The organism is Paracidovorax cattleyae (genome assembly GCF_900104515.1).
Taxonomy (GTDB): Bacteria; Pseudomonadota; Gammaproteobacteria; order Burkholderiales; family Burkholderiaceae_C; genus Paracidovorax; species Paracidovorax cattleyae.
In genome coordinates this window covers 1-26,073 of record NZ_FNJL01000041.1, presented here as the reverse complement: position 1 = coordinate 26,073, position 26,073 = coordinate 1, and the positions used below count along the sequence as shown (strand labels likewise).

Genomic DNA, 26,073 nt, shown 5'->3' with positions numbered 1-26,073 from the left:
CTGCCTTGGGCATGGGGTACGAGAGACACCGAGGAAGGGCCGCCCCGCACCGAGGGTGTCGTCCCCCTTCCCGGACCGCGCAGCGGGCCGAGAGAAGGGGCTGAGTGCCGCGGCTCCGAGCCTGCCTGCGCAGGCTTGGACGTGCACGAAGGGCAATCGCCTCTGGCGGCAGCGCGGAGCGGCGCAGCCGCTCAGGGGGATGTCACCCGCAGGTTTTTGGCTTGATGTTCTTGTCCTTCGCGTACTTCGCCGCATACTCCTTCACCAGCGGATCGATGTGGGTCTTGTCGGCCTGGTACCAGTCGGACTGGATGTTCCATTTGCCGCCGTCCCACTGCACGATGCGCGCCCAGTCGGTGCCCATGTGGTTCTGGCACGAGGTCTTCACGGGCCGCATGATTTCGCCGAAGCCCAGGGCCTTGAGCTTGTCGGCCGAGAGATCCAGGTTCTCGAAGCCCCAGCGCACCTGCTCGGGCGTGAGCACCTTGCCCTTGCCATACTTCTCCTGCGCTGCGCGGATCGCCTCCACCTGCAGCATGGAGATCATCATCCCGCGCGTGTGCGCCAGCGTGCCCACGCCCGCCGGCGCACCCGTGCCCTGGCCCTTGTCGTAGACGAACTTCTTCAGGTCGTCGTGCACCTTGTCCTTGGCGGCGCTGTTGTGGATGGTGATGGCGTTGTAGCCCTTGGCGCCCGCGCCGATGTCCTTCACGTCGTGGTCGGAGCCGGCCCACCAGATGCCGTAGATCTTCTCGCGCGGGTAGCCGCTCGCCTGGGCCTCGCGGATGCCGGCGGGCGTCATCACGCCGGCCGACCAGAACAGCACGTAGTCGGGCTTCTGCTGGCGGATCTGCAGCCAGGTGGATTTCTGCTCCACGCCGGGCGGCGTGACGGGGAAGGTGCTGAGCGTGAAGCCGTCGGCCTCGGCGCGCTTTTGCAGCAGCGGGATCGGCTCCTTGCCGTAGGGGCTGTCGTGATAGACGAGCGCGATCTTCTTGCCCTTGAGGCTGCCCTTTTCCTTCTTGGCGATGTCCTGCAGCATCACGTCGGCGGCGGTCCAGTAGGTGCCCAGCAGCGGGAAGTTCCACTCGAACACCGTGCCGTCGGCCGATTGCGAGAGGCCGTAGCCGGGGGTCTCGACGGGGATCCTGTCCACGAAGGCCTTGTCGGTCACCGCGAAGGTGATGCCGGTCGATTGCGTGTCGAAGCCGGAGGCGCCGCCGCCCTTGCCCTTCAGGCGCTCGTAGCATTCCACGCCCTTGGCCGCGTCGTAGGCGGTCTCGCATTCCTCGAACGAGAGCTTCACGCCGTTCACGCCGCCGTCGCGCGCGTTCACGAGCTTGAGGTAGTCCTGCTTGCCGTCCGCCCAGGGAATGCCGAGCGGCGCGAACTGCCCGGTGCGGTAGACGAGCAGCGGCACGAACTGCTCGCCCGCGGCCTGCGCCTGCGCCAGCGGCGCGGTGGCGAGCGCGGAAAGGCCGGCCGCGAGGGCGGCGGCGATCGTTGCGATCTTCCTGGGTTGCATGGCATGTCTCCTTGGGATGTGTGGCACTCGGGTGGTGCGTTGGGGAAAACTGTGGGGGGGCGGCGACGCCGGTCAGTGCGGGAACGGCCAGATGCGCAGCTTCTGCCGCGCGGTGGACCACAGCCGCGCGAGGCCGTGCGGCTCCACGATGAGGAAGAACACGATCAGCGCGCCGAAGATCATGTGCTCCAGGTGCGTGGCCGTGCCGGTGGACAGCGGCAGCCCCAGCCAGTGGGGCACGTAGTTCAGCAGCAGCGGCAGCAGCACGATGAAGGCCGCGCCGAAGAAGCTGCCGGCGATGGAGCCCAGCCCGCCGATGATCACCATGAACAGCAGCTGGAAAGAGCGGTCGATGCCGAAGGCCGCGGGCTCCCATGAGCCGAGGTGCACGAAGCCCCAGAGGCCGCCGGCCACGCCGACGATGAAGCTGCTCACCGCGAACGCGCTGAGCTTGGCGTACACCGGGCGGATGCCGATCACGGCCGCGGCCACGTCCATGTCGCGCATGGCCATCCACTCGCGGCCGACGGCGCCGCGCACGAGGTTCTTGGCCAGCAGCGCGAACACGGCGACGAACCCCAGGCACAACAGGTACTTCTGCACGGGCGTCTCGATGCCGAAGCCCAGGATCTGCAGGTGGCCGACGCTCACCGAACCCGACGACGAATCGTTGGTGACCCATTTCACGCGGTTGGTGAACCAGTCGGTGAAGAACTGCGCGGCGAGCGTCGCCACCGCCAGGTAGAGCCCGCGGATGCGCAGGCTCGGAATGCCGAACAGCACGCCGAACACCGTCGCGCAGAGCCCGCCGCCCAGCAGCGCGAGCAGCAGCGGCATGCCCTCGATGCGCACCTGCAGGTTGTAGGCCGCATAGGCGCCCACGGCCATGAAGGCGCCGGTGCCCAGCGAGATCTGCCCGCAGTAGCCCACGAGGATGTTGAGCCCGATCGCCGCGAGCGACAGGATCAGGAACGGCACCGCAACGGCGCGGAAGAAATAGTCGCTGCCCACCAGCGGCACGCCGACGAAGGCCACCGCCAGCAGGGCGAGCAGGGCCCAGCGGTCCTGGGCGACGGGGAACAGCGCCAGGTCGGCCTGGTAGCTGGTCTTGAACTGTCCGTTTTCGCGGTAGAACATGTTGCTTGGCTCCTTGTGCTACCGGCTCACACGCGGTCGATGATCTTGTACACGTGGGCGCGGGCTGCGCCCGCACAGTGCAGCCGATGGCCGCACTGCCCGGATTCGCGGCGCGAACCCGGTGCCGACTTCGCAAAATTATTGATCGCGTACTTCATACGCGATCAATAATTTTGTCGCCAAACAGTCCCTGCGGACGGATCAGCAGGAAGCCCAGCGCGAGCACGTAGGCGAACCAGTTCTCGATGCCGCCGCCGAGGAACGGCCCGAGGTAGATCTCGGACACCTTCTCGCCCACGCCGATCAGCAGGCCGCCCACGATGGCGCCGGGCACCGAGGTGAGCCCGCCGAGGATCACCACCGGGAAGGCCTTGAGCGCCACGAGCGAGATCGAGAACTGCACGCCCAGCTTGCTGCCCCAGATGATCCCGGCCACGAGCGCGACGATGCCGCCCACCGACCACACGATCACCCAGATGCGCGAGAGCGGGATGCCGATGGACTGCGCGGCCTGGTGGTCGTCCGCCACGGCACGCAGCGCGCGGCCGGTGCGCGTCTTCTGGAAGAAGAGCGAAAGCAGCGCCACGAGCGCGGCGGCCACCAGGGCGGCATAGAGGTCCTCCCTGGAGAGCAGCAGGCCGCCCTCGAAGACGTTCTCCAGCACGATCATCGGGTCCTTGGGCATGCCCACGTCGATCTTGTAGGTGCTGCTGCCGAAGATGAGCTGGCCCGCGCCGTCGAGGAAGTAGGTGATGCCCAGCGTGGCCATCAGCAGCGCGATCGGCTCCTGGTTCACGAGATGGCGCAGCGCCAGGCGCTCCACCAGCCAGGCCACGCCCACCATGCACGCCACCGCCGCGCAGAAGGCCAGCACGTTGGCCAGCAGCAGGCTGTCGAATCCCAGCCAGCGCGGCAGCCATTCGGCGAAGCGCGCCATCGCGAGCGCCGCGAACAGCACCATCGCGCCCTGCGCGAAATTGAACACCCCAGAGGCCTTGAAGATCAGCACGAACCCCAGCGCCACGAGCGCGTAGAGCATGCCGGCCATCAGGCCGCCGAACACCGTTTCGAGAAAGAAACCCATGGCGTATGCCTCCGATGTCCTGCGTGCCTAGTGGCCTGCGCCGAGGTAGGCGCGGATCACGTCTTCGTTGTTGCGCACGGCTTCGGGCGTGCCGTCGCCGATCTTCTTGCCGTAGTCGAGCACCACGACGCGGTCGGAGATGTCCATCACCACGCCCATGTCGTGCTCGATCAGCACGATGGTGGTGCCGAACTCGTCGTTCACGTCGAGGATGAAGCGGCACATGTCCTGCTTCTCCTCCACGTTCATGCCGGCCATGGGCTCGTCGAGCAGCAGCACCTGCGGCTCCATGGCCAGGGCCCGGCCCAGGTCCACGCGCTTTTGCAGGCCGTAGGGCAACTGGCCCACGGGCGCCTTGCGCCAGGCCTGGATCTCCAGGAAGTCGATGATGCGCTCGACCACCTCGCGGTGGCGGATCTCCTCGGCCACCGCCGGCCCCAGGCGCAGAGCCTGCGTCAGCAGGTTGCTTTTGATCTTCAGGTTGCGGCCGGACATGATGTTGTCGAGCACGCTCATGCCCTTGAACAGCGCCAGGTTCTGGAAGGTGCGCGCCACGCCCATCTCGGCCACCTGGCGGCTGTTCATGTGGGCGAAGGTCCTGCCGCGGAAGGTGATGGAGCCTTCCTGCGGCGCATAGACGCCGTTGATGCAGTTGAGCATCGAGCTCTTGCCGGCGCCGTTCGGGCCGATGATGGAGCGGATCTCGTGCTCGCGCACGTCGAACGAGATGTCGGTGAGCGCCTTCACCCCGCCGAAGCGCAGGCTGATGTTGCGCACGTCGAGGATCACGTCGCCGGTCTTCTTGGGGGGAGTGGTCATGGCGTTGTACGTTGCGCTGCGGCGCGGGGTCAGGCGGCCTGCCGCACGGGCGGGAAGGTCTTCGCGTCCTCGATGCGCAGCGTGGCGCTCACGCGGCCCGTGCGCCCATCCTCGAACTTCACCTGCGTCTCGATGAACTGCTCGGTGCGGCCCGCGTAGAGCGCATCGACCAGCACGCCGTACTTGTCGGCGATGAAGCCGCGGCGGACCTTGTTGGTACGCGTGAGTTCGCCGTCGTCGGCGTCCAGTTCCTTGTGCAGCACCAGGAAGCGGGCGACCTGGCTGCCCGCGAGCAGGCCGTCGGCCGCGAGGTCGGCATTCACCTTCTCCACGCAGTCGCGGACCAGCGCCAGCACCTCGGGCTTGGCGGCGAGGTCGGTGTAGCCCGCATACGGCAGGTTCTGCCGCTCGGCCCAGTTGCCCACCGCCTCGAAATCGATGTTGATCAGCGCGCAGACCTTGTCGCGGCCGTTGCCGAGCGCCACGGCCTCCTTGATGTGGGGGAAGAACTTGAGCTTGTTCTCCACATACTTGGGCGCGAACATCGCGCCGTCGTGCGCGCCGCCCGCGAGGCGCCCCACGTCCTTCACGCGGTCGATGATCTTGAGCTGGCCGCTCGCAGCCAGAAAGCCCGCATCGCTCGTGCGGTACCAGCCGTCCGGCGTGAGCACTTCGGCCGTCGCCTCGGGGTTCTTGTAGTAGCCGCGCAGCAGGCCCGCGGACTTCACGAGGATCTCGCCGTTGCCGTCCACCTTGATCTCCACGCCGCGGATCGGCACGCCCACGGTGTCGGCATGCACCGCGTCGTCGGGCTGCAGGCACACGAACACCGCCGTCTCGGTGGAGCCGTAGAGTTGCTTGAGGTTGATGCCGATCGAGCGGTAGAACGTGAACAGGTCCGGCCCGATCGCCTCGCCGGCCGTGTAGGCCACGCGCACCCGCGAGAAGCCCAGCGTATTGCGCAGGGGGCCATAGACCAGCAGGTCGCCCGCGGCGTAGCGCAGCCGGTCCCACCAGCCCACCGCCTGGCCGCTCTGCAGCGCCGGACCCACGCGGCGCGCGTGCGCCATGCAGGTGCGGTACAGCCAGCGCTTGAACGCGCCCGCGTCTTCCATGCGGATCGTGACGCTCGTGAGCAGTCCTTCGAAGATGCGCGGCGGCGCGAAGTAGTAGGTGGGCCCGATCTCCTTCAAGTCGATCGACACCGTGGCGGCCGACTCGGGGCAGTTCACCACGTAGCCGCAGGCCAGCCACTGCGCATAGCTGAAGATGTTCTGCCCGATCCAGGCGGGCGGCAGGTAGGCCAGCACGTCCTCGGCGGCGGTGAGCCGGTCGAACTCGGCGCCGGCCGTGGCGCGGTCCAGCAGGGTGGCGTGCGTGTGCACCACGCCCTTCGGATTGCCCGTGGTGCCGGAGGTGAAGAACATCGCGGCCACGTCATCGGGCTGCACGGACTCGGCACGCGCGGCCAGCCAGCCCGGCGCGGCAGCCACGAGGCGCTCGCCGTCTTCCAGCAGCGCGTCGATCGACCGCAGGCCCGGCTCGGCATAGTTGCGCAGGCCGCGCGGATCGTCGTAGAAGATGCCGGCGATGGCGGGGCACTGCGCGCGGATCTCCAGCAGCTTGTCCACCTGCTCCTGGTCCTCCACCACGCAAAAGCGCACCTCGGCGTTGTTCAGCGGATAGACGCATTCGGCCGCCACGGCGTCCTGGTAGAGCGGCACGGGGATGGCGCTCAGCGACTGCGCCGCGAGCATCGTGGCGTAGAGCCGCGGGCGGTTCGCGCCGATCACCACCAGGTGCTCGCCGCGCGCGAGGCCTGCGGCGTCCAGGCCTGCGGCGAGCTGCTCCACCAGTTGCGCGAGCCGCGCCCAGGTCGTGGTCTGCCAGATGCCGTATTCCTTCTCGCGCAGCGCCGCGGCCTGGGGGCGCTCGGCTGCGTGGCGCAGCAGCAGTCGGGGAAAGGTATCGCTCATGCCGGGTTCCTGCCGAAGGGTGGAGGAAGCGGGAGGGGGCGGAGCCTGTCGGCAGGCGCGCCATCCGCGGGAATGCAACGCATGGTAGGAACCGCTTTGACGCCATCCTGTCTTGCCGACGACAATTTCGGGGTAACTCCTGACGGGTGTAACCCTGCTTGCCGGGTGGCTTCGTTGCGGCAGATACGGGTACACGGTATGCAGTGCATTAGCCAAATGAATCCGACCGGTGATCCCGGGCGATTCCGCATGCCTAGTATTCCTCCCGGGGCTGACGCCCCGAAGGGAGTTCCCGGCCCCGTGCCGTGGAAATGTCGTTCCGGGCCGAAGAGCCCGGCACCACCAGGAGGAATCACATGATCAAGTCCATGTACCTGTGCCGCTACGCGGCCTGTCTCGCACTGCTGGGAGGCTGCGCATCGATGGCCCAGTCCACCCCCACCCCCACCTGCACCAGCCCTGTGGGCGACTGGAAGAACCAGCTGGGCTCCACGCTCAGCATCACTGCGGTTTCGCCGTCCGGGCAGATATCCGGTACTTACACATCGCCGTCGGGCACCACAGGCTCGGCCTATCCGTTGACCGGATGGGTCAACAATCCTGCACCCAGCTCCACGGCACCCAGCAACCTGCCGGCCTTCGCTTTCTCCGTCCAGTGGGGCAGCTATGGCAGCATCACCTCCTGGACGGGCACGTGCGACGTGTCCGGCGGGGTGCCCACCATCACCACGCTCTGGAACCTGGTGAGGACCGGTTCGCAATACTCCTGGGATCACATCCTCACCAACAGCGACGTCTTCGTTCCCAAATAAACATATCGGGCAGGCATCAGGCCGGGGCCGACGTGGCACGAGGGGCCCGCCGGCCTTTTTACTTTTCCAGGGGGTGATGCCATGGCCGGGCGGTATCCTCGCTCCCCATGTACGCCCCGTTCTTCGGCCTCGAGCACGCGCCGTTTTCCATCGCTCCCGACCCGCGCTACCTGTTCATGAGCGACCGCCACCGCGAGGCGCTCGCCCACCTGCTCTACGGGCTGGAGGCCGGCGGCGGCTTCGTGCTGCTCACCGGCGAGATCGGCACCGGCAAGACCACGGTGTGCCGCTGCTTCCTGGAGCAGATCCCGGCGCACTGCAACGTGGCCTACGTGTTCAACCCCAAGCTCACCGAGGGCGAGCTGCTGCGCTCCATCTGCGACGAGTTCGGCGTGGCCCATGCGCCCGCCGTGCCCGGCGCGGAGACCGTCAAGGACTGCCTCGATCCGCTCAATGCCTTCCTGCTGCGCGAGCATGCCGCGGGCCGCAACAACGTGCTCATCATCGACGAGGCCCAGAGCCTCGCGCCCGAGGTGCTGGAGCAGCTGCGCCTGCTCACCAACCTGGAGACCAGCGAGCGCAAGCTGCTGCAGATCGTGCTCATCGGCCAGCCCGAGTTGCGCGGCATGGTGGCCGACCCGGCGCTGGAGCAACTGGCGCAGCGCGTGATCGCGCGCTACCACCTCGATGCGCTCACCCCCGAGGAAACCCGCCAGTACGTCGCGCATCGCATGGCGGTGGCGGGCCTGAAGGGGCCGCTGCCGTTCACCGCGCGTGCGCTGGTGCGCATCCACCAGCGGGCCCGGGGCATCCCGCGTCGCATCAACCTGCTGTGCGACCGCGCGCTGCTGGGGGCGTATGCCGGTGGCCTGCAGGCCGTGGACGATGCGATCGTGGAGCGGGCGGCGGCGGAGGTGTTCGGCCCCGGGGCCGCAGGCCCGGCACCCACGGCCCGCCGGCCGCGCTGGGCCGCCGCGGGCGCCGGAGCGCTGGCGGGCGCCGCGGCCATCGCCGCCGTGGGCTGGGGCCTGGGATGGGCACCGGCCTCCCGCACATCCCCGGGGCCATCGGCGGCGGCGCACGGCCCCGGGGCCATGGCGGCGGCGGTGGCTCCGGCGCCGGTGCCGGCCATGGCCGCATCGGCCGCGAGCGCGCCGGCGGCCCCGCAAACCGTGCATTCGGCCCTGCAGGACTTCCTGGCCGCGCAGCCGTCCGGCGAGGACGCCGCCTGGCGTGCGCTGGCGGCCGCCTGGGGCGTGAAGGGCGGGCTGGAAGGCGGCGACGCCTGCGACGCCCTGCAGCGGCAGGGCCTGCGCTGCTACCGCCAGCGGCGCGCCGGCCTGGCCCTGGTACGCCAGCTGGACCGGCCCGGCTGGCTGACCCTCTATCCGACCGCGGATGCGCCGGTCTCCGTGCTGCTGGCCGGCTTCGATCCCGTGCGGCAGACGGCACTGCTGGAAGGGGCGGGCGGCCGGCGCCTGGAGGTGACCGCGGCGGACCTCGCGCAGGCCTGGCGCGGCGAATTCGCGACCCTGTGGCGCGCCCCTGCGGAGTGGCCCGCCAGCGGCCGGATGGAGTCCGGTCCCCCGGCGGCCCAGGCCTGGCTGGATGCCCAGCTAGCGCGTGCCGGCGCGGGCGCCTCCCCGGCGGCCGGACAGCCGGCGGCCACCGCCGCCACGACCGTGCAGCGCCGCGCCCGCATCTACCGCTTCCAGGTAGCCCAGGGCCTGGTGCCCGACGGCGTGGCCGGCCCGCTCACGCTCATGCTGCTCAACCGCGCCGCGGGCGTGGACGAGCCCCGCCTGAAGACTTCCTGATCCGGAACCCTTTCCCGTATGTCCTACATCCTCGATGCCCTGCGGCGCGCCGAAGCCGAGCGTGGCCGCGGCGCCGTTCCCGGCCTGCACACGCCCGGCCCGTCCCCGTCCCCGGGGCCCACGCCCCCGCCGGCCGGTGGAGCGCGCCGCGCCCCGGCGGCCCTGGCCGCCGCCCTGCTGTTCGCCGCGGGCGCTGCCGCCCTGGCCTGGTGGGCCGCGTCCTCGCGGGCGGTGCCCGACGGTCCGGCGGCCGGCACCGGCACCGCGGCGCCCGCGGTCGCCGTGGCACAGGCGGAACGTGCCACGCCGGTGCCGGCGATCCCTGCCATTCCCGCCCAGCCATCCACGGCGCCTGCGGTACAGGCGCCTGCACCTGCACCTGCACCACATCGCGCTCCCTCGGCGACACCCCGGGTCGCCGCGTCGGCCCCCGCGCCGGCACAGGCGCCTTCGCAGCCGGCTTCCGCCCCGGCCCCGGTCGCACCTGCCGCCTCCGCACGGCACGAAACGGCCCCTGTCGCGCGCGCTCCGGCCCCCGCGGCAGTGGCCCTGCGGGATCTGCCGGACAGCGTGCGTACCCAGTTCCCCGCGCTGCAGGTCAGCGGAGTCACGTACTCGTCCAATCCCCTCTATCGCATGGCCATCGTCAATGGACAGGTGCTGCACGAAGGCGATACGGCCGCGCAGGGCGTGGTGCTGGAGGTGATCGAGCCCGAGCGGGTGGTATGGAAGTTCCGTGACCACCGGATCGCGCAGCCGGCGAGATAGCGAGCGCTACAGGGGCATCGAGGATTGGTTTTCTGTTTATTGTTAATTTGTGTAATCCATTGTGTGGAATTTCACGGACCCCTCCTAAACTCCGCCCCCAAGTTCAACAGCCCGACAGGGCGAGGTGGGGGGTAGCGGCCGGTCCGGAAGGGGGCCTGGGCTGCGCGCACCCGCGAATCAAGGGGGGCGCGTATGCGTCAAGGCATGGGGGGAGTGCGCGCGCGTCCTGTTCGGGCGTGGGTGATTCTGGCGGCGCGCCTGGCATTGGGGCTGGCCGCGCTGGTGCTGCTGAGTGCCCGCGCAGGCAGCCCGGAGGTGTCGCGCGGCCTGGCATGGCTGCAGGCACAGGTCGGGGCGGACGGCGCGCTCGCGGGTGATGCGCGCAGCGCCCATCCGCTGCAGGCGCTTTCCGAGACCGTGCGTACCCTGGCCGTGCTGTCCGGCCCGTCTGCCGTCGCACCCACGTTGACTGCACGGCTGGCGGCAGAGGCGGGAGACGATACCGAATGGATGGCGCGGGCCGCCCTGGCGTTGCGCACCGCGGGCCGCCGGTCCGACTCCCTGGAGGCTTCGCTGCGCACGCGCCAGGCGGCCGACGGCGGCTTCCCGGCCTCGGCCGGGCCTTCCGAACCCTCCACGCTCCTCGACACGCTCTGGGCCCATGACGCGCTGGCGCTGGCCGACGGTGGCACCTTCGCGGGCGCGGTGCGCGCCCGGGCATGGCTGCGTGCCGTGCAGCAGGACGACGGCGGCATGCCGGGCGAATCCGCCGGGGCGCGTGTGCAGGCCACGGCCCTGGCCGTCCAGGCATTCACGCCGGGCGCCGCGGCGGATGCCGCGCAGCAGGCGGCGGTGTTGCCCATGGTGGCGTGGCTGGCGGACCGGCAGCAGACCGACGGCAGCTGGCACGGCAGCGTTTATCTCACCGCGCTGGGCCTGCACGCGCTCACGCTGCAGGGGGCGGATTCCGCAGCGCGCGGCGGCGCCCGGCAGTGGCTCGGGGCCGCACAGGCCGCGGACGGCAGCTGGTCGGGCGATGCCTTCCTGACGGCCGTCGCCCTGCGCGCCCTGGCGGCGGACCCCCCCGCCACGCCCGTGGCCGCGGCCCTGGCCGGCCGGGTGGTGGATGCCGCCGGCGGCCAGCCCCTGGCGGGTGCCACGGTGGAACTCTCGGGTACCGCGGCGCAGGCCGCCACCTCCGGCACGCAGGGGGCCTTCCGGTTCTCCGGGCTCGCCGCGGGCCGGTACGAATTGCGCGTGACGTTGGCCGGCTACGCGGCGCTGGTGCGGCCGGCGGAACTGGCCACCGGGCAGCAACTGGACCTGGGCCTGCTGGCCCTGGCGGGAACATCCACCACGGGGACGATCCGCGGACAGGTGCTCGATGCGTCGGGCACGCCCATCGGAGACGCGCTCGTGGCGCTGGACGGCGGCGCAGGCGCGCGCACCGACACGCAGGGCCGCTACCGCATCGACGGCGTGGCGCCGGGCACCGTCGGCCTCACGGCCTCGCGCGATGGCTTCCGTTCCGTGCAGGCCGGCGGCACCCTCGCCGCCGGGCAGACGCTGTTGTTCTCGCCCACGCTCACGGCATCGTCCGAGCCGGAACCCCAGCCCACGGCGGCACGTTTCAAGGGCCGCGCCGTGGACGGGCAGGGCCAGGCCCTGGGCGGCGTGTCGGTGGCCATTGGCACCACCACCACGGGCGCCACCGGTGCCACGGGATCATTCGACCTGCAGGCGCCCGCCGGCAGCTACCGCATCGTGTTCTCCCGCACCGGCTACCGCTCCGCGTCCGCCGACGTGCTGGCGGCATCCGGCTCCGTGGTGGACTTCGCCGACGTCGTGCTGCAGGCCGTGCGCACCAGCACCGAGGTCGCGGGCCGCGTCACCGATGCCGACACCGGCTCTGCCATCGCCAATGCGGAGGTGTCGGGCGGCGGCGCCAGCGCGCGCAGCGCGGCCGACGGCAGCTATGCGCTGTCCGGCATCACGGCCACCCGGTTCGACCTGCGCGTCGCCGCCGCGGGCTACCTCACCCAGTCCTGGCGCCTGGAGGCTGCCGAGCCTGCGCAGGTGCGCAAGGACTTCGCGATGGCGCCGGCCGGCACGGGGGCCGTCCGGATCACCGCGCCGGCCGCCTCCATGGGCCAGGCCGGGGCGAACGCATCCGTCGCGGTCACTGCCTCCGTGGAGCACACCGGTGGCGATCCGCGCGACCTGGTCGCCCAACTGGCGGTGCTCGACGCCCAGGGCGCATCCATCGGCCTCGCGCCGGCCCTTGCGCCGTCGGGCAGCGAGCCGCTGGGCGCCTTCACGCTGTCGCAGGGCGAGGCGCGGCCGCTGCGCTTCGCCTGGAACACGGGGCAGTTCGCGCCCGGTGCCTACAGCCTGCTGGTGCGGGTCGTCCAGGCCGGCTCCGCGAGCCGCGAGAACCCGGCGGGCCAGGTGCTCGCCACCCGCAGCCTCCCGCTGGATATCCGGGGCGAGGCGCTGTTCGACGGCGCCGTGGCGGCCCATCCGCCGGTCGTGCGCGCGCAGGCCGCCACGCCGGTCGATCTGCACGCCGTGGTCCGCAGCACGGGCAACCTCGCGCTGCCCGCCCAGACCTACCGCCTGGCCATCGTGGACGAGGCGCAGGGCGATACCCTCGCCACGTTCGAGGCCGGCGCCGGCGCGCTGGCGCCGAGCGAGCCCGCCACGCTGTCGTTCGGCCGCTGGGTGCCCACGCGCCCCGGCAGCTTCGCGCTGCGCCTGACCGCTGCCGCGGGCGATGCCCAGGGCGTGGCGCCGGGCCGCCTCTACGCGGGCGACACGGCGACGGGTGCCTATACGGTGGATCGGCCCGTGGTGCCCACGGGGACGCAGACCGTGCGTGCCACGGTGCGCATCACGGGCGAGGATGCGGCCACCGGCGGAACCACGAACCCGCTGTCCGCGGCCATCCAATCGGCGATCCAGAAGAGCGTCACCTACGGCGACGTGCAGGCCGCCGCATGGACGGCCGGCAACCAGTGCCAGGGCTGCCACGTGCAGACGCAGGCCCTCGTGGGCGGCGAGCTCTCCCGCGGCCTGACCGACCACGATCCCAGGCTGCGCAATGCCATCTACAACGCCGTGGCGCTCTATCGCCAGCCCGATGGCGCGCTGCGCGACGACGCCTTCGGCTATTCCAAGGCCGAGACGCTGCTGAACCTCTGGGCGCTCAACGCCTGGCATAAAAAGGACGAGATCACGCCCACGCTGGCGAGCGCGGCCTCCTATACCCAGCGGGTGCAGGACGGCGACGGCGGCTGGAGCACCGACTACACGGGCGGCTGGTGGACGGCGCGTGCCTCGCAGACCGCCTTCAACGTCAAGAACCTCGCGGCGGTGGCGGACCAGCTGGGGCAGCGCAAGCCGTGGGTGCAGCATGCGGCCGAGGTCTTCAACGAAGGCGGCCCGCTGGCCAATGCGTACTACCTCTTCGCGGACGCGGACATGCTCCTCGCCAGCGACTACACCCGCGGCACCGTCACCCGGATCCATCCGGACGGAAGCATGGCCCCCTATGCATCCGGCATCTACCGTGCCGCGGGCATGGCGAAGGCGGCCGACGGCACGCTGTTCGTGGCCGGGCCCACAGGGATCCACCGGGTGCCCGCGGGAGGCGGAGAGCCCACCGTATTCAGCAACGTGGGGGATGCGGCGATGGGCCTGTTCATGGCACCCTCCGGCGACCTGTACGCCGCGCACTACAGCCAGAACGCGATCTATCGCATTGCCCCGTCGGGCGCCGCCGAACTCTTCTGGTCGGGTGCTCCATTGGCAGGGCCTACCGGCGTGGCACTGGACGCCGAAGGCCGCCTCGTCGTCGTCAACTACAACGCCCGCAAGATCGTGCGCTTCCGCCTGGACGACAAGTCCTACGACACGCCCGTCTCGCTGCTCTACGGCAATCCCCGTTCGGTGGTGCAGGAAGGCTCCGGCTGGCTGGTGGGCACGAACAACGGCGCCTACCGCTTCAACGCCGACTGGCAGGGCCAGCGCCTGAGTTTCGCTCCGGCCGAGGGCGTGGCCGTCCTGCCCGACGGCACCATCTTCACCTCCGACGGCGGGCAGCGCGTCTACAAGCTGGCCGCGCAGGCGCCGGACGTGGATGCGCTCGTCGCCGGCTACGACGCCTCCGCGCAGCGCGGCACGCAGTGGCTGCTGAACGATGCCAACATCAACCCGTCGAGCAACCTCGAACTGGCGCACCAGCTGATCGGCCTGGGGAGCGCCCAGCGCCGCTTCGCCGGCACGCCGCTGGCGCAGACCCTGCACGACCGCATGGCGGCAGTGGGCGCGGCACTCAAGGCGCGCCAGCGCGCGGACGGCGGCTGGGGCTGGTACGACTACCACGGCAGCGATTCGATGGTCACGGCCCAGGTGGGCTATGCGCTCGACTACCTGAACCCGAGCCCCCAGGATCCCTACATCCGCAATGCGGTGCAGTTCCTGCTGGCGCGCCAGCAGGCCGACGGTTCGTGGATGAGCGAGAACGGCCTCTTCACCACGCGCTACGGTGCCACCTCGTGGGTGGAAGTCTGGCTGCCCGTGGCGCTGGAGCGGGTGGGCGGCATCGACACCGACCTGCGCCTGCGCTTCGCGCCCGACGTGCACCTGGCCAACCCGTCGCTCGCGCCCACGCAGTCCGCTGCGCAGCCCGATGGGTCCATGGACTACCTCTGGAAGCTCGTCGGCGTGACCACCAAGGCCCGCCAGATCGGGTTCGACCTGACGCTGGATAACCTGCGGCCCGGCGAGTCCCGGCCCGCGTCCACCTTTGCGGCGCTCACCTTCCGCAACAGCTTCCTCGGCGACAGCGTGGATGCGCCTGTGGATATTCCTGCCGTGAAGGCCTCGGCCTATCTCGGCGTGGGCGTGTCCACCGACCGGGCCACCTATCCGGCGCGCACGCCAGTGGCCATCACCTCCCGGGTGAGTAATTCCGGCGCGGGTGCCGCGTCCGGCCACGTGGGCCTGGCCATCGCCACGCTTGCAGGCGGCACGGTGGCGGACCTGGGCCGCGTGCCGTTCAGCGCGCTGGCTGCCGGTGGCACCATCGATCTGCCGGCCACCTGGAACACCGCGGACACGCAGACCGGCAGCTACCGCGTGATGGCGCACCTGGCCGATGCGGCGGGCCTGCCGGTCGAGGAGGCCGTGGCGGATTTCCGCATCGTCGCGGATGCGAGCGGCGGCAACGGACTCACGGCCCGCGTGCAGACCGATCGGCGCAGCTACGAGCCCACGGACACGGTCCGCATCGCCAACCGGCTGCAGAACCTCGCGGCCAACCAGGCCTGGAACGACCTCAAAACCACCACCACCGTCACCGGTCCGGACGGCGCCGAGCGCTGGTCCGCGCAGGCGGCCGTGTCCACGCTGCCGGCCCAGGGCCTGCATGACTTCGGCCATGTGCTGCCGCCCTCCGGCCTGGCCGCGGGCGACTACGCCGTGCGCCTGGTGGCCCGCAGCGCCGGGGGCGAGACCGTGGCGAGCGCCACCACCACCTTCACCGTGCGCAGCACGGCCGATACCGGGGCCGGCGTGCGCGGCACGCTGCAGGCGCAGCCCGCGGTCGCCGCCATCGGCGAGCCCGTGCAGCTGTCGCTCGCACTGGACAACACCGGCAACGCCGACGTGCGCAACGCCACGGTGCGCGTGCGCCTCCTGGACGCCGGCAGCGACCGCGTCGTCGCCACCTTCACGCGCCCGGGCGTGGACCTGGTGCGGGGCACGCCACTGACCCTGTCCTGGCCCTGGACGGCCGAAGGCACGCCGGGCACCATCCTGCCCGCGGCCGCATCCATCGAGGTCGCCGCCGGCCAGGAAGCCACCCTGTCCACCACCGCGATCCAGCTGCGCCAGGCGGCCCCGGCGGCGACCGTCACCGCGGCCATCGGCGACGGCAGCGATGCGCGTCTGCTGGTCCTGGTGGCCTGCAGCGCGGCGGACGACGGGCAGCCGCCGTCCGCGGCCTGCGACGAGGCCAAGGCCCAGGCGCTGCGGGACGACCTGGCCACCCGCGGCCTGACCGCGAAGGTGGTGACCACGCGCGCCGAGTTCGAAACCGAAATGCGCTGCGGCCGCTACAACGTGTACTGGATCAGCGGCGGAGCGCAGAAGCTCGGCGACGTGGCCGTGCGCGAACTGCGCGAAGCCGCCCGCCGCGGCGCGGGCCTGCTGGTCGATGGCGCCACGGCGGACCGCGACGCGGTGCTGCTCGAGGCCATCGGCGTGCAGGCGCAGGGCACGTCCGGCCTGCAGGGCGCGGTCGCCACGCTCACCGGGCCGGTCTATCCCCAGGGTGGCGGGCTGCCCACGCCGGGCCAGCCGCAGCGCCTGGCCGCGCAGGGCGCCACCGTGCAGGCCACGCTCACGGGCGGCGGCGTGGCGGTGGCCGGCCGTGCCATCGGCCGCGGCCGGGGCCTCGCCATGGCCTTCAGCCTGTCCACGCTGCTGGCGCGCTCCGGCGCAGGCACGGATGCGTTCCTGGGCACGTTCGTCAGCGACACGCTGCAACACCTCACCGTGCCCGCGGTGAACACCCGCGTGCCCGGCAGCCTGCAGAGCCTGTCCACCGTGCTGCGCAACCCCGGCACGCAAACCCTGCAGGTGACGGTGCGGGCGCGGCTGCCGCAGGGCGCGCATGCTCTGGACGCCATGCCCGACGCCAGCGGCGCCGTGGCGGGCGCTTCGGTCGTCGAATGGAGCGTGCCGCTCGCGGCCGGTGCTTCCACGCAGCTGATCCTGCACGCCACGGCCACCGCGCCAGGCCGCTACGACGTGCCGTGGGAGATTTCCGCAGTCGTGTCGGGCGCGTCCGGGGCGGCGCCCGCGGTGCAGACGCTCGCGCAATCCTTCGAGATCCGCGACGCCATGGACCTGGCGCGCGACGCGCAGGCCGCGGCCGATGCCTTCGCGGCAGCGGGCGGCGGCAGCGCTGCGTCTTCCGCGCGCAATGCGGTCGCGTCCGCCGTGCAGTCCATGGGCCAGGGCCTGCCCGCGCAGAGCCTCGCCCCCTGGACTGCCGCCGCCGACGCCCTGCGCGGCGTGGCCGGCACGGGGGCCGACGCCGTGCGCGCCGCCATCGCCGAGGCACTGCAGTCCGCCCAGCGGCAACTGTGCGGCCAGTGGGCCTGCATCACCGGCGATCTGGACTTCCAGGTGCGCGGCCAGGTAGCCCGCGAGGTGCCGCTGCAGGACACCATCGTCGGCAGCCGCACGGTGTTCAACCGCTGCCCGCCGCAGATCAAGGACATCCCCGTCACCTCGCAGTGGGTGCTGCGGCGCACCGGCGCCACCGTGCAGCACCTGTGGGACCACCTCACGATCCCCGGCTACCAGAACAACCGGCGCGACAACGGCTGGCAGGCCCAGGGCCAGAACGGCGACGTGGTGGACGCCACGCTCACCGCCGAGTGGCAGGGCCAGCTGCTGCACCTCGACCGCGACAGCTTCCGCATCGTCGTGCTCCCGCCCGTGCTGGCCGGAAGCGTCAGCGCCAGCCCGGCGCGGGCCCGCGTGGGGCAGAACGTGACCCTGTCGCGCACGGTGCGCAACAGCGGGGCCATGGGCAAGGACATCCCGGTACAGCTGCGCGTAGTCAACCTGACGCGGGGCACCGCCTCCGTCGCCTGGAGCCAGTCGATGACGCTCAACCCCGGCGAGACGAACAGCGGCAACGCCAACTGGCAGGTCCAGGGTGCGGCGGGCGACACGCTGCGCATCGAACTGATCGCCACCGTGAACGGCACCGTGCAGGTGCTGGGCACGGCCGGCTTCGCCATCGAGCCCTGACCGGAGGCGGACGCACAGCATGCCAACGACACCGCACTGCATATCAAAGACATCGAGGGAGAACCCATCCATGCCATCGTCGAACACCCGCCATGCGTGGCGCCCGGTGCTGCGGCCCGTCGGCGGCTTCGTCATCTCGGCCCAGCTGGCGCTGGCGCTGCAGCCGCTGAGCGCGCTGGCGCAGGACGGCAGCGGCAACGCCGCCGCGTCCAGCCCGCTCGCCCAGTCGCAGCTGCGGCGCGCGGCCCAGTGGCAGCAGCGCGTGGAGACCGCGCGCGTCGCGCAGGCCCAGGCCGCCCAGCCGGCCGTCGCCCAGGCCAGCGAGCGCACCAGCCGCAACCTGGTGCGCGTGCATGACCTGGTGCGCAAGCTCGCGGGACGTACCGCAGCGCCGGACGTGGCGGGGCGCAAGATCGCGGCCGCCGCCGTGCCATCCACCGCCCGCGCCGCCACCGCCGCGCCTGACGATGCCGACCGCGCGCAGATGACCCAACTGCTCGACGCCATCGATGCCGACACCGATGCCGTGCTGGCCGACTTCGAGGCCCAGGGCGCGGAACTGCGAGGCCGCGCCGTGGGCGCGGAGATCCTGGCCCGGCACGATGCGGCCCATGCGGCCGTCCGCCTGCGCGCGGAAGAACTGCGCGGCCTGATCCGCCAGTGGCGCCAGGCACCCGGCGATGCCACCGTGCAGGCCCTGGCCGCGTACTTCGAGCGCTATCCCGCCGCCAAGCCCCAGGTGCCCACGGGCGCGGGGCCGCTGCCCTGGAGCACACCGAAGCCCACGGAGCGCCTGCCCGCGGAAACCCGCGCCGCCTGGTACCGCCACACCTACGCCACCGAGGGAGTGCAGCTGGCCCAGGCCGGTTCCGGACCGGGCGGGCTGCACTTCGACGTGCCGCCCGAGCCCGGCGAGGCCCCGGTGGCCGACGACCTGGCGGCCACGCCCGAAGTCACCCTCACCGCCGCGATCCGCGCCAAGGCCGAGGAATTGGGCCGCAACCCGGTGGACATCCAGAACTGGGTGCGCAACACCATCGAATGGGTGCCCACCTGGGGCGCCATCCAGAACGCCCAGGACACGCTGGACAAGCGGCGCGGCAACGCCATCGACATCGCCGGCCTGCAGATCGCCCTGCTGCGCGCGGCCGGCATTCCGGCCCGCTACCAGTTCGGCACCGTGCAGGTCCCCATCGCCCAGGCGATGAACTGGGTGGGCAACGCGCAGAACGCCCAGGCCGCGCAGCAGCTCATGGCGCAAGGCGGCATCGCCACCCGCCTGCTGGTGAGCGACGGCCAGCCCGTGGCGCTGCGCATGGAGCACGCCTGGGTGCAGGCCTACGTGAACTGGGCGCCCGCGCGCGGCTCGGTCAACGGCAGCGCCACGCAGCACCCGAACCCCCAGGGCCCGCTCAATGCCTGGGTGCCGCTGGATGCGAGCTTCAAGCAATACGACTACGCCGCCGGCATGGACCTGCAGTCCGCCGTCCCGCTCGATGCCCAGGCCCTGCTCGCCGCGGCGCAGAGCGGCGCCACCGTGAATGCGCAGGAAGGCTGGCTGCAGAACCTCAACCAGGCGGCCATCCAGGCCCGGATGGAGGACTACCAGGCGCGCCTGAAGGCCTACATCGACGGCCGCAAGCCCGATGCCACCGTGGGCGATGTCATCGGCCGGAAGATCGTGGCCCAAAGGGTGTCCAGCGTGCTCGCGGGCGTCACGCCCCTGACGCGCGTGCAGGCGGCGCAGCAGGCCACCGCCGTGCCGGAGGCGCTGCGCCACCGCTTCCGCTACACCTTGTCGGACGCCTGGGGCAACGAACTGCTCACCTACACCCAGGCCACGAGCGAACTCGTGGGCCGCCGCTTCACCCTGGGCTACGAGCCGGCCGACACCGCGAGCGCGGACCTGATCGCCAGCTACCTGCCCAAGCCGCATGCGGACGGCAGCCCCATCCAACCCAGCGAACTGCCCACCAGCCTGCCGGGCTACCTGATCCGGCTCAAGCCACGCCTGATGCTGGACGGCCAGGTGGTGGCGCAGGGCACGCAGGCCGTGGCCATGGGCTCCGAACTCGTGGGCCAGGGCGGCTTCTCCGTGCTGGGCGATGCATCGCAGCAATGGGACCTGAATTCGGACGCGAGCCATGTGGCGGGCCAGGCCACGGCCATCGGCATCAGCGCCGGCGGCATCAGCGCGCGGCAACTGGATGCCTTGAAGGAGCGTCTGGAACAGGCCAAGGGCCTGCTGCAGGCCGGCAGCGTGGAGGGCCTGACGGGCGAGCGCCTGAGCGGCGACCTGCTCACCGCCGTGATCTGGAGCTGGTTCGCGGCCACGGAAAGCCATAGCCGGCTGAGCCAGAACGCGGCCGGCATGGTGGAGAACCCGGGGCTGAGCTACGGGCTGTTCCACGCGGTGGCGCAACCCGTGTACAGCTGGGGCGTGGTGCGGCGGGTGGAGTTTCCCGGGGTGAACATCGACATCGGGCACATGCGCAACCTGGCCTGGTCGCAGAGCAACGACAAGGCCCAATGGGTGGCGTACAACCGGATGCGGGGCCAGTACATGAGCGCGCTGGAGCACGCGGTGCCGGAGCGTTTCTTCAATGACCCGGCGAAATGCAACCTGGCAGGCAGCGCCAATCCGGTGGCCGGGTTGCCGGACTGCCCCCAGGGCATCAGCGCGATGAAAGCGTTGGGGCTGGCGGGGCAGCAGGGTCAGAAGATCTACACGATCACGCCGCAGCTGTATGCGAACCAACCCAACATCGTGAACACGGTGCTGGTGGCGCACAGCCCAAGCACGCGGGCAAAGGTGCAGGCCGCGCTGGAAGAGGGCAAGGAGGTGACCATCCACGAGGCACCGATTGCGCAGAGCGGGTGGGTGGGGGCGGGGTTTACTGTGATCGAGCAGGGGACGGGGGCGGGGGCTTACACGATCGAAGGAGGTAGTAATGGTGGGTGGTTGAAGGTCGTCTTTGCGATTGCCATTTTGGTCATTGCTGCTTATTTCGTGGGCTTTTTGTTTTTTGCCGGATATATTGGGGCTCTAGGTGCGATTTTAGGTATAGGCGGGGCAACTCTTAGTTACTTTGGTTTGTTGAAAGGTCTGGGTGAAATAAATAATGATCAGCAGCTAAATAGTTTGGTGGCTTTCACCGCCTTAAAGGGCTTGGCATCGATATTGTTATCGAGTGTGACATTGGCTTTTTATAATTCGATGATCACTTTCGGCCCTGTAAGCCAGTTATTACCGTTTTCCTTAATGAATTTTGGTATATTTTTCATATCGGGATGGTTTTTCTGATGTCTCTGTTTATAGGCTCATTGATGCTGGTTTTGTTCCTTTGCTTAGCTGGCGAGGTTTTTTATTTTTCTGTAGAGGATGATATAGATGATTCACGGGTAAAGACATTTCTTCGTTTATTTTTTGATTTTGCTGCGCCATTGATCGTCGGGTATTTTTCTTTCGGATTGGCACCGTCGTTCTGGTTTTCGGTGTTTTTATGCATCGTGTTTGTATTTTTTTCCGGGAAATACCTGAGACCTATAATATCTGAAAGAAGAGAGCAAATTATTTTGGATATTCCATATTTCGACATGAAGAGGCGTCCAGCTTTGAGTTTGGGCTCTCTTGTGATCGCATATGTTGTCATAGCATTATTTTTTATAAAAGCGGTTATTGATTGATACATGCCGCCGACATGGTGGAGAACCCGAGGCTGAGCTACGGGCTGTTCCACGCGGTGGCGCAACCCGTGTACAGCTGGGGCGTGGTGCGGCGGGTGGAGTTTCCCGGCGTGAACATCGACATCGGGCACATGCGCAACCTGGCCTGGTCGCGGAACAACGACAAGGCCCAATGGGTGGCGTACAACCGGATGCGAGGCCAGTACATGAGTGCGCTGGAACATATGGTGCCAGCTGCTTTTTTTAGCGACCCTAACTGGTGTAACCTGCCCGGTCAGAAAGCTAATCCGGCATTTGAGGTTTGCCCGCAAGGTATTAGCTCCATGAGCGCGAATAGCATCGCGGCGAAACAGGGACAAAAAATATTCCAAATAAATAATGCCATTTATATGGAGAGTCCAGATATTGTCGATACAAAGTTGGCAGCCCATAGCGAGGCAACTAAGAATAAATTGCGGAAAGCCTTAATTTCTGGCTATGAAGTCACAGTTCATGAGGCGCCAATAACTTACAACCGGTGGGTCGGTTCGGGATTCGTTATCATCGATCCGGCGACGGGATCTGGTGCTTACACAATAGAAGGTGGAAGCAATGGGGGTGCCTTCAATCTTCCCTCCGCTTTTTCCCTATGTACTGGTTTTTGGTCAAGTCTTTGGACAAATTTTTCTGTTACTAATGCAGTTATTCCAGGAGTTGCATTGCCTATGGGCGTGACGTTGCTTACTGGGTCTTTTGTTGTGGATGCATTGGGAGGAATAACATTGCTGAAAATATTCCTCAATTGGAATGCCTTGGTGGCTGCATGGGCGATTGGTCCTGCCATTGTTATGGCAATAGCGGTGTCATTGATTAATTTTATTTTAATGTCCTTGGTTTTTGAACTGGGGATATTGATTGGGTCGGCTGCTGTCGCTGCGGCGAACACCTGCAGGAAGGGGGATTGATGTTGTTGCATTTTTTGGGAAATTGCTCTTATAGAAAATTGATTGTATTTTTATACTTGATATTTTGGTTAATTGCTATTCCATATACATGGATTCATTGGAGTCAAATGGGTCTAACTCTCAAAGTATTCTTGGTGATTTTGGAGATAATTTTTCTGCCTGATATCAAGCTTTTTAAATCAATTATTTTTGATAAGTGAGTGGGAGACGGGGCTGCGTCGAGCAGCCGTTGCGGTTGACCTGATCGCCAGCTACCCGCCCAAGCCGCATGCGGACGGCAGCCCGATCCAGCCGGGCGAACTGCCCACCAGCCTGCCGGGCTACCTGATCCGGCTCAAGCCGCGCCTGATGCTGGACGGCCAGGTGGTGGCGCAGGGCACGCAGGCCGTGGCCATGGGGTCCGAACTGGTGGGCCAGGGCGGCTTCTCCGTGCTGGGCGATGCATCGCAGCAATGGGACCTGAATTCGGACGCAAGCCATGTGGCGGGCCAGGCCACGGCCATCGGCATCAGCGCCGGCGGCATCAGCGCGCGGCAACTGGATGCCTTGAAGGACCGGCTGGAACAGGCCAGGGGCCTGCTGCAGGCCGGCAGCGTGGAAGGCCTGACGGGCGAGCGCCTGAGCGGCGACCTGCTCACCGCCGTGATCTGGAGCTGGTTCGCGGCCACGGAAAGCCACAGCCGGCTGAGCCAGCGCGCCGCCGGCATGGTGGAGAACCCGGGGCTGAGCTACGGGCTGTTCCATGCGGTGGCGCAACCGGTGTACAGCTGGGGTGTGGTGCGGCGGGTGGAGTTCCCCGGGGTAAACATCGACATCGGGCACATGCGCAACCTGGCCTGGTCGCGGAGCAACGACAAGGCGCAATGGGTGGCCTACAACCGGATGCGGGGGCAATACATGAGCGCACTGGAGCACGCGGTGCCGGAACGATTCTTCAATGATCCGGCGAAATGCAACCTGGCAGGCAGCGCCAACCCGGTGGCCGGGCTGCCGGAATGTCCGCAAGGCATCAGCGCGGTGAGGGCGCTGGGGCTGGCCGCGCAGCAGGGCCAGAAGATCTACACGATCACGCCGCAGGTCTATGCGAACCAGCCCAACATCGTGAACACGGCGCTGGTGGCGCACAGCCCGGGCACGCGGGCAAAGGTGCAGGCGGCGCTGGACGAGGGCAAGGAGGTGACCATCCACGAGGCGCCGATTGCGCAGAGCGGGTGGGTGGGGGCTGGGTTCACGGTGATCGAGGAGGGGACGGGAGCGGGGGCTTATACGATTGAAGGAGGAAGCAACGGCGGATGGTTGGAGCCTCTCTTGAAGAGCTTGGCGCTAGGTTTGGCCGTTGCCTCTGCCATGCTGCCTATCGTTTTGCTGGCTGCCTACGTGGGGGTCTGGTTGGTTGCATTGTTGGCTGCAGCGATTTGGTTTTCTGTATTTTGCTCAATCAACGATTCATCTATACAGGAACCCTATAAGAGTTATTTGGGTAATATTGCTTGGTCAATCGCTTGGTTTGGTGTGGGTGCGTTGATCGGCGGGCCCGTAATGGGGTTGGTGTTGGCTGTCATTACATCTGGAGCACAAAATCATGCATGTTTCTGGCAAAAATAGTGGAAAGTATGGTCTTTTTTTCTTGCTGCTCACGGTGATGGTGGTTATTTGGGGTAAGGATATCTACTCTTTTAGAGGCCTGATTTCTCTGTGCTGTGCATTCGGGGTTTCTGCGATTTTTATAGATATATATAAAAGATTGCAAAAATAATTCGATTGCTCGCTGCCAGATCTGAAAATATTCGATGAGAGCGCCCCGGATGGGCCAGAACAAAGCAGGCGTGGTGGAGAACCGGGGCTGAGCTACGGGCTGTTCCACGCGGTGGTGCAGCCGGTGTACAGCTGGGGCGTGGTGCGGCGGGTGGAGTTCCCCGGCGTGAACATTGACATCAAAGATTTTGTTTATCTAATATGTGGGAAGCATGATCATGGGGATTTATAAAGAAAAATGGGATATTTACCGAAGAAAGAGCAGGATTGCAATGGCTGCTTTGATATTTAGTTTACCAATCATGGCGATTTTTTGTGCTTTTTTTCAGTGGTTTTTTGACTTCGATTTGGGGATGGTTTTTCCATTTTTTGCAGCGCTTTGGGCGATGCTTTGGGGCTTCCTCGCATATCGATTGATCAGGTTCCCCTGCCCACGCTGCGAAGTCCCCTTTTTGCTGAATCAAAATATTGAGTTCAGTCTTAAAAGAGCGTGCCCCAAGTGTGGTCTTAAGCTGTATGAGGACTTTGGTGAAGATGGGGGAAGAAGCGTGTAACCGTATCAGCTTGCCGAATTATGTAAGGTCGAAACGCGATGCAATCGTCAGGTGTAATGCAGTTTTGTTTATCTGCAGGGTCGGAAAAATTATGGGTACGTGCAGTTCACGGTACTGGATAATTTACTGCCATTGGCATCAGTGCCCGCAACTAAATACATCCAAGTCAAATAGTATAGGCCCGACCCTGTGCAGGGCCTGACGGGCGAGTGCCTGAGCGGCGACCTGCTCACCGCAGTGATCTGGAACTGGTTCGCGGCCACGGAAAGCCATAGCCGGCTGAGCCAGGGCGCCGCCGGCATGGTGGAGAACCCGGGCTACGGGTTGTTCCACGTGGTGGCGCAACCCGTGTACAGCTGGGGCGTGATGCGGAGTGTGAAGTTCCCCGGGGTGAGCATCGACATTGGGCATGAACGCACTTTTGCCGCCGTGGCTGTATTGGGTAGTGTTGCGGAAAATTCCAGAAATATGGAGGCTCTGCTTGAAGAATGAATATTGAGAATGTCGAGGGATTGGCCCTGTTTGTGTCGGAGTCGCGTGAGGTTGAGCATATGGTCATACCTCAAATAGCAATAGTGGGCGTTGACTCTGCGCTGCTAAAGCTTGCGGGATTTTTAAAAGAAATGAAAATTGAAGGAAATGAGGAAGTTAGGTTGAAAACCAGCTTCGACGGGCATGGCGGGGAAATGATTTTGCGGGTATATGGAAAAACGTGTCCTTTTTCGAGGAATTTTCGGCTGCCTGAAAACTTTGGATGGATTTGTCCTTTAAGAGGAATTGAAATTGACTATTGGGAGAGGCCTGCATTTGGTCTCGATCTACGGTCTGAAAATAGGCGGCGCGTTCTCTTCTCAATGGGTGAGGCCGCTGCCAGGTTAATCGGTGAGTTGCTGCATCTTTTTGTTTCTGACAAGTTTGTTGATAGATTTCCTCTGGAGCATGATGCTTATATGCCGTCCCTCTCTCCTTTGAGCTACGAACTTATCTTCATCAAGGCTCACTCGATGCATGGTAAAAATATGCTTGATAGGGATTGAATGGCAGTTGGGATAAGGGGTGGTAGATGCAGGATCTCCTGTTGGTTTTCTATCTGGCAAACCTCGGTGCCTTGGCTGGGGTGCTGCTCGTTGGTCTGAAACGGGTAAGCTTCGACTTCGCGATTGTTTTTTTCTTGATCATCACTTTGTTTGCCGGACTGTGTTTGAAAGCCGCCATCGGTGTGATGGACGCCTGGTGGAAGCTGGGAGCCTCTCACAACCCCATGTTTGATGAATCCGAATAGGCACGAGTGGGCGCCAGCCGTTTTGAATGCTTGATGAGGCCCTGGGCGGTCTGCGCCTCGTGCATGAAGGGCCTTGCAGGCCCGGT

18 protein-coding genes are annotated in these 26,073 nt (G+C 67.1%); 11 read left to right on the top strand and 7 right to left on the bottom strand.

Translation table 11 applies throughout. The annotated features are described in order from the left end of the window. Positions 1–202 precede the first annotated feature (202 nt). From BLR05_RS23130 to BLR05_RS23110, 6 genes are all read right to left on the bottom strand, one after another. Positions 203–1,525, bottom strand: a complete 1,323-nt coding sequence (locus BLR05_RS23130) for an ABC transporter substrate-binding protein (protein WP_092839520.1) — start codon at positions 1,523–1,525, stop codon at positions 203–205. Between the two features lie 72 nt (positions 1,526–1,597). Then, complete coding sequence (locus tag BLR05_RS23125) at positions 1,598–2,662, bottom strand: branched-chain amino acid ABC transporter permease (RefSeq protein ID WP_019700159.1); 1,065 nt, start codon at positions 2,660–2,662, stop codon at positions 1,598–1,600. Between the two features lie 26 nt (positions 2,663–2,688). Beyond that, complete coding sequence (locus tag BLR05_RS27550) at positions 2,689–2,820, bottom strand: hypothetical protein (protein ID WP_264080740.1); 132 nt, start codon at positions 2,818–2,820, stop codon at positions 2,689–2,691. Further along, positions 2,817–3,746, bottom strand: a complete 930-nt coding sequence (locus tag BLR05_RS23120; protein WP_092839517.1) for a branched-chain amino acid ABC transporter permease — start codon at positions 3,744–3,746, stop codon at positions 2,817–2,819. Before BLR05_RS23120 ends, BLR05_RS27550 begins: the two co-directional genes overlap by 4 nt. A gap of 27 nt (positions 3,747–3,773) precedes the next feature. Further along, complete coding sequence (locus BLR05_RS23115) at positions 3,774–4,565, bottom strand: ABC transporter ATP-binding protein (RefSeq protein WP_092839513.1); 792 nt, start codon at positions 4,563–4,565, stop codon at positions 3,774–3,776. A 29-nt stretch (positions 4,566–4,594) separates the two neighbouring features. Beyond that, positions 4,595–6,541, bottom strand: coding sequence for an AMP-dependent synthetase/ligase (locus BLR05_RS23110; protein WP_092839509.1), 1,947 nt, complete (start codon positions 6,539–6,541; stop codon positions 4,595–4,597). Between the two features lie 356 nt (positions 6,542–6,897). Between BLR05_RS23110 and BLR05_RS23105 the strand changes: the two genes are divergently transcribed. The 5 genes from BLR05_RS23105 (at position 6,898) to BLR05_RS23085 (ending at position 21,069) form a co-directional block, all read left to right on the top strand. Beyond that, the gene (locus BLR05_RS23105) at positions 6,898–7,353 is read left to right on the top strand and encodes an avidin/streptavidin family protein (RefSeq protein WP_208606054.1); all 456 of its coding nucleotides are present in this window, start codon (positions 6,898–6,900) and stop codon (positions 7,351–7,353) included. 107 nt (positions 7,354–7,460) lie between these two features. Next, positions 7,461–9,170 (top strand): ExeA family protein, encoded by a 1,710-nt coding sequence (locus BLR05_RS23100; RefSeq protein ID WP_092839506.1) that lies wholly within the window; start codon positions 7,461–7,463, stop codon positions 9,168–9,170. 18 nt (positions 9,171–9,188) lie between these two features. Next, positions 9,189–9,938 carry a general secretion pathway protein GspB gene (locus BLR05_RS23095; RefSeq protein ID WP_092839503.1) on the top strand — a complete coding sequence of 250 codons (750 nt, stop codon included), beginning with the start codon at positions 9,189–9,191 and terminating at the stop codon, positions 9,936–9,938. A gap of 213 nt (positions 9,939–10,151) precedes the next feature. After that, positions 10,152–17,765: a carboxypeptidase regulatory-like domain-containing protein gene (locus BLR05_RS23090; RefSeq protein WP_244160160.1), complete on the top strand. Its 7,614-nt coding sequence runs from the start codon at positions 10,152–10,154 to the stop codon at positions 17,763–17,765. A 70-nt stretch (positions 17,766–17,835) separates the two neighbouring features. Beyond that, the gene (locus tag BLR05_RS23085; protein WP_244160159.1) at positions 17,836–21,069 is read left to right on the top strand and encodes a transglutaminase-like domain-containing protein; all 3,234 of its coding nucleotides are present in this window, start codon (positions 17,836–17,838) and stop codon (positions 21,067–21,069) included. Between the two features lie 61 nt (positions 21,070–21,130). On the opposite strand, the gene BLR05_RS26190 is transcribed toward BLR05_RS23085, so the two are convergent. Continuing rightward, on the bottom strand, positions 21,131–21,583 hold the full coding sequence (locus BLR05_RS26190; RefSeq protein ID WP_143015992.1) for a hypothetical protein: 453 nt from the start codon (positions 21,581–21,583) through the stop codon (positions 21,131–21,133). Between BLR05_RS26190 and BLR05_RS26185 the strand changes: the two genes are divergently transcribed. From BLR05_RS26185 to BLR05_RS23070, 6 genes are all read left to right on the top strand, one after another. After that, positions 21,563–22,396, top strand: coding sequence for a hypothetical protein (locus BLR05_RS26185; RefSeq protein WP_143015991.1), 834 nt, complete (start codon positions 21,563–21,565; stop codon positions 22,394–22,396). The genes BLR05_RS26190 and BLR05_RS26185 overlap by 21 nt on opposite strands. 189 nt (positions 22,397–22,585) lie before the next feature. Then, on the top strand, positions 22,586–24,001 hold the full coding sequence (locus tag BLR05_RS23080; RefSeq protein WP_244160158.1) for a hypothetical protein: 1,416 nt from the start codon (positions 22,586–22,588) through the stop codon (positions 23,999–24,001). A 368-nt stretch (positions 24,002–24,369) separates the two neighbouring features. Next, positions 24,370–24,705, top strand: a complete 336-nt coding sequence (locus tag BLR05_RS26180; RefSeq protein WP_143015990.1) for a hypothetical protein — start codon at positions 24,370–24,372, stop codon at positions 24,703–24,705. Between the two features lie 189 nt (positions 24,706–24,894). Further along, entirely contained in the window at positions 24,895–25,197 is a 303-nt protein-coding gene (locus tag BLR05_RS23075; RefSeq protein WP_092839497.1) for a hypothetical protein, read from the top strand. Beyond that, positions 25,194–25,742, top strand: a complete 549-nt coding sequence (locus BLR05_RS26175; protein WP_143015989.1) for a hypothetical protein — start codon at positions 25,194–25,196, stop codon at positions 25,740–25,742. The genes BLR05_RS23075 and BLR05_RS26175 overlap by 4 nt, the downstream gene beginning before the upstream one ends. Before the next feature lie 26 nt (positions 25,743–25,768). After that, the gene (locus BLR05_RS23070; protein ID WP_092839494.1) at positions 25,769–25,987 is read left to right on the top strand and encodes a hypothetical protein; all 219 of its coding nucleotides are present in this window, start codon (positions 25,769–25,771) and stop codon (positions 25,985–25,987) included. Positions 25,988–26,073 lie beyond the last annotated feature (86 nt).

Coding starts and splice junctions, on each gene's coding strand:
- BLR05_RS23085 (WP_244160159.1), top strand. CDS start 17,836: ATGCCATCGTCGAACACCCGCCATGCGTGGCGCCCGGTGCTGCGGCCC.
- BLR05_RS23070 (WP_092839494.1), top strand. CDS start 25,769: ATGCAGGATCTCCTGTTGGTTTTCTATCTGGCAAACCTCGGTGCCTTG.
- BLR05_RS27550 (WP_264080740.1), bottom strand. CDS start 2,820: ATGAAGTACGCGATCAATAATTTTGCGAAGTCGGCACCGGGTTCGCGC.
- BLR05_RS26180 (WP_143015990.1), top strand. CDS start 24,370: ATGGGGATTTATAAAGAAAAATGGGATATTTACCGAAGAAAGAGCAGG.
- BLR05_RS26175 (WP_143015989.1), top strand. CDS start 25,194: ATGAATATTGAGAATGTCGAGGGATTGGCCCTGTTTGTGTCGGAGTCG.
- BLR05_RS23105 (WP_208606054.1), top strand. CDS start 6,898: ATGATCAAGTCCATGTACCTGTGCCGCTACGCGGCCTGTCTCGCACTG.
- BLR05_RS23130 (WP_092839520.1), bottom strand. CDS start 1,525: ATGCAACCCAGGAAGATCGCAACGATCGCCGCCGCCCTCGCGGCCGGC.
- BLR05_RS23095 (WP_092839503.1), top strand. CDS start 9,189: ATGTCCTACATCCTCGATGCCCTGCGGCGCGCCGAAGCCGAGCGTGGC.
- BLR05_RS23100 (WP_092839506.1), top strand. CDS start 7,461: ATGTACGCCCCGTTCTTCGGCCTCGAGCACGCGCCGTTTTCCATCGCT.
- BLR05_RS23125 (WP_019700159.1), bottom strand. CDS start 2,662: ATGTTCTACCGCGAAAACGGACAGTTCAAGACCAGCTACCAGGCCGAC.
- BLR05_RS23120 (WP_092839517.1), bottom strand. CDS start 3,746: ATGGGTTTCTTTCTCGAAACGGTGTTCGGCGGCCTGATGGCCGGCATG.
- BLR05_RS23110 (WP_092839509.1), bottom strand. CDS start 6,541: ATGAGCGATACCTTTCCCCGACTGCTGCTGCGCCACGCAGCCGAGCGC.
- BLR05_RS23115 (WP_092839513.1), bottom strand. CDS start 4,565: ATGACCACTCCCCCCAAGAAGACCGGCGACGTGATCCTCGACGTGCGC.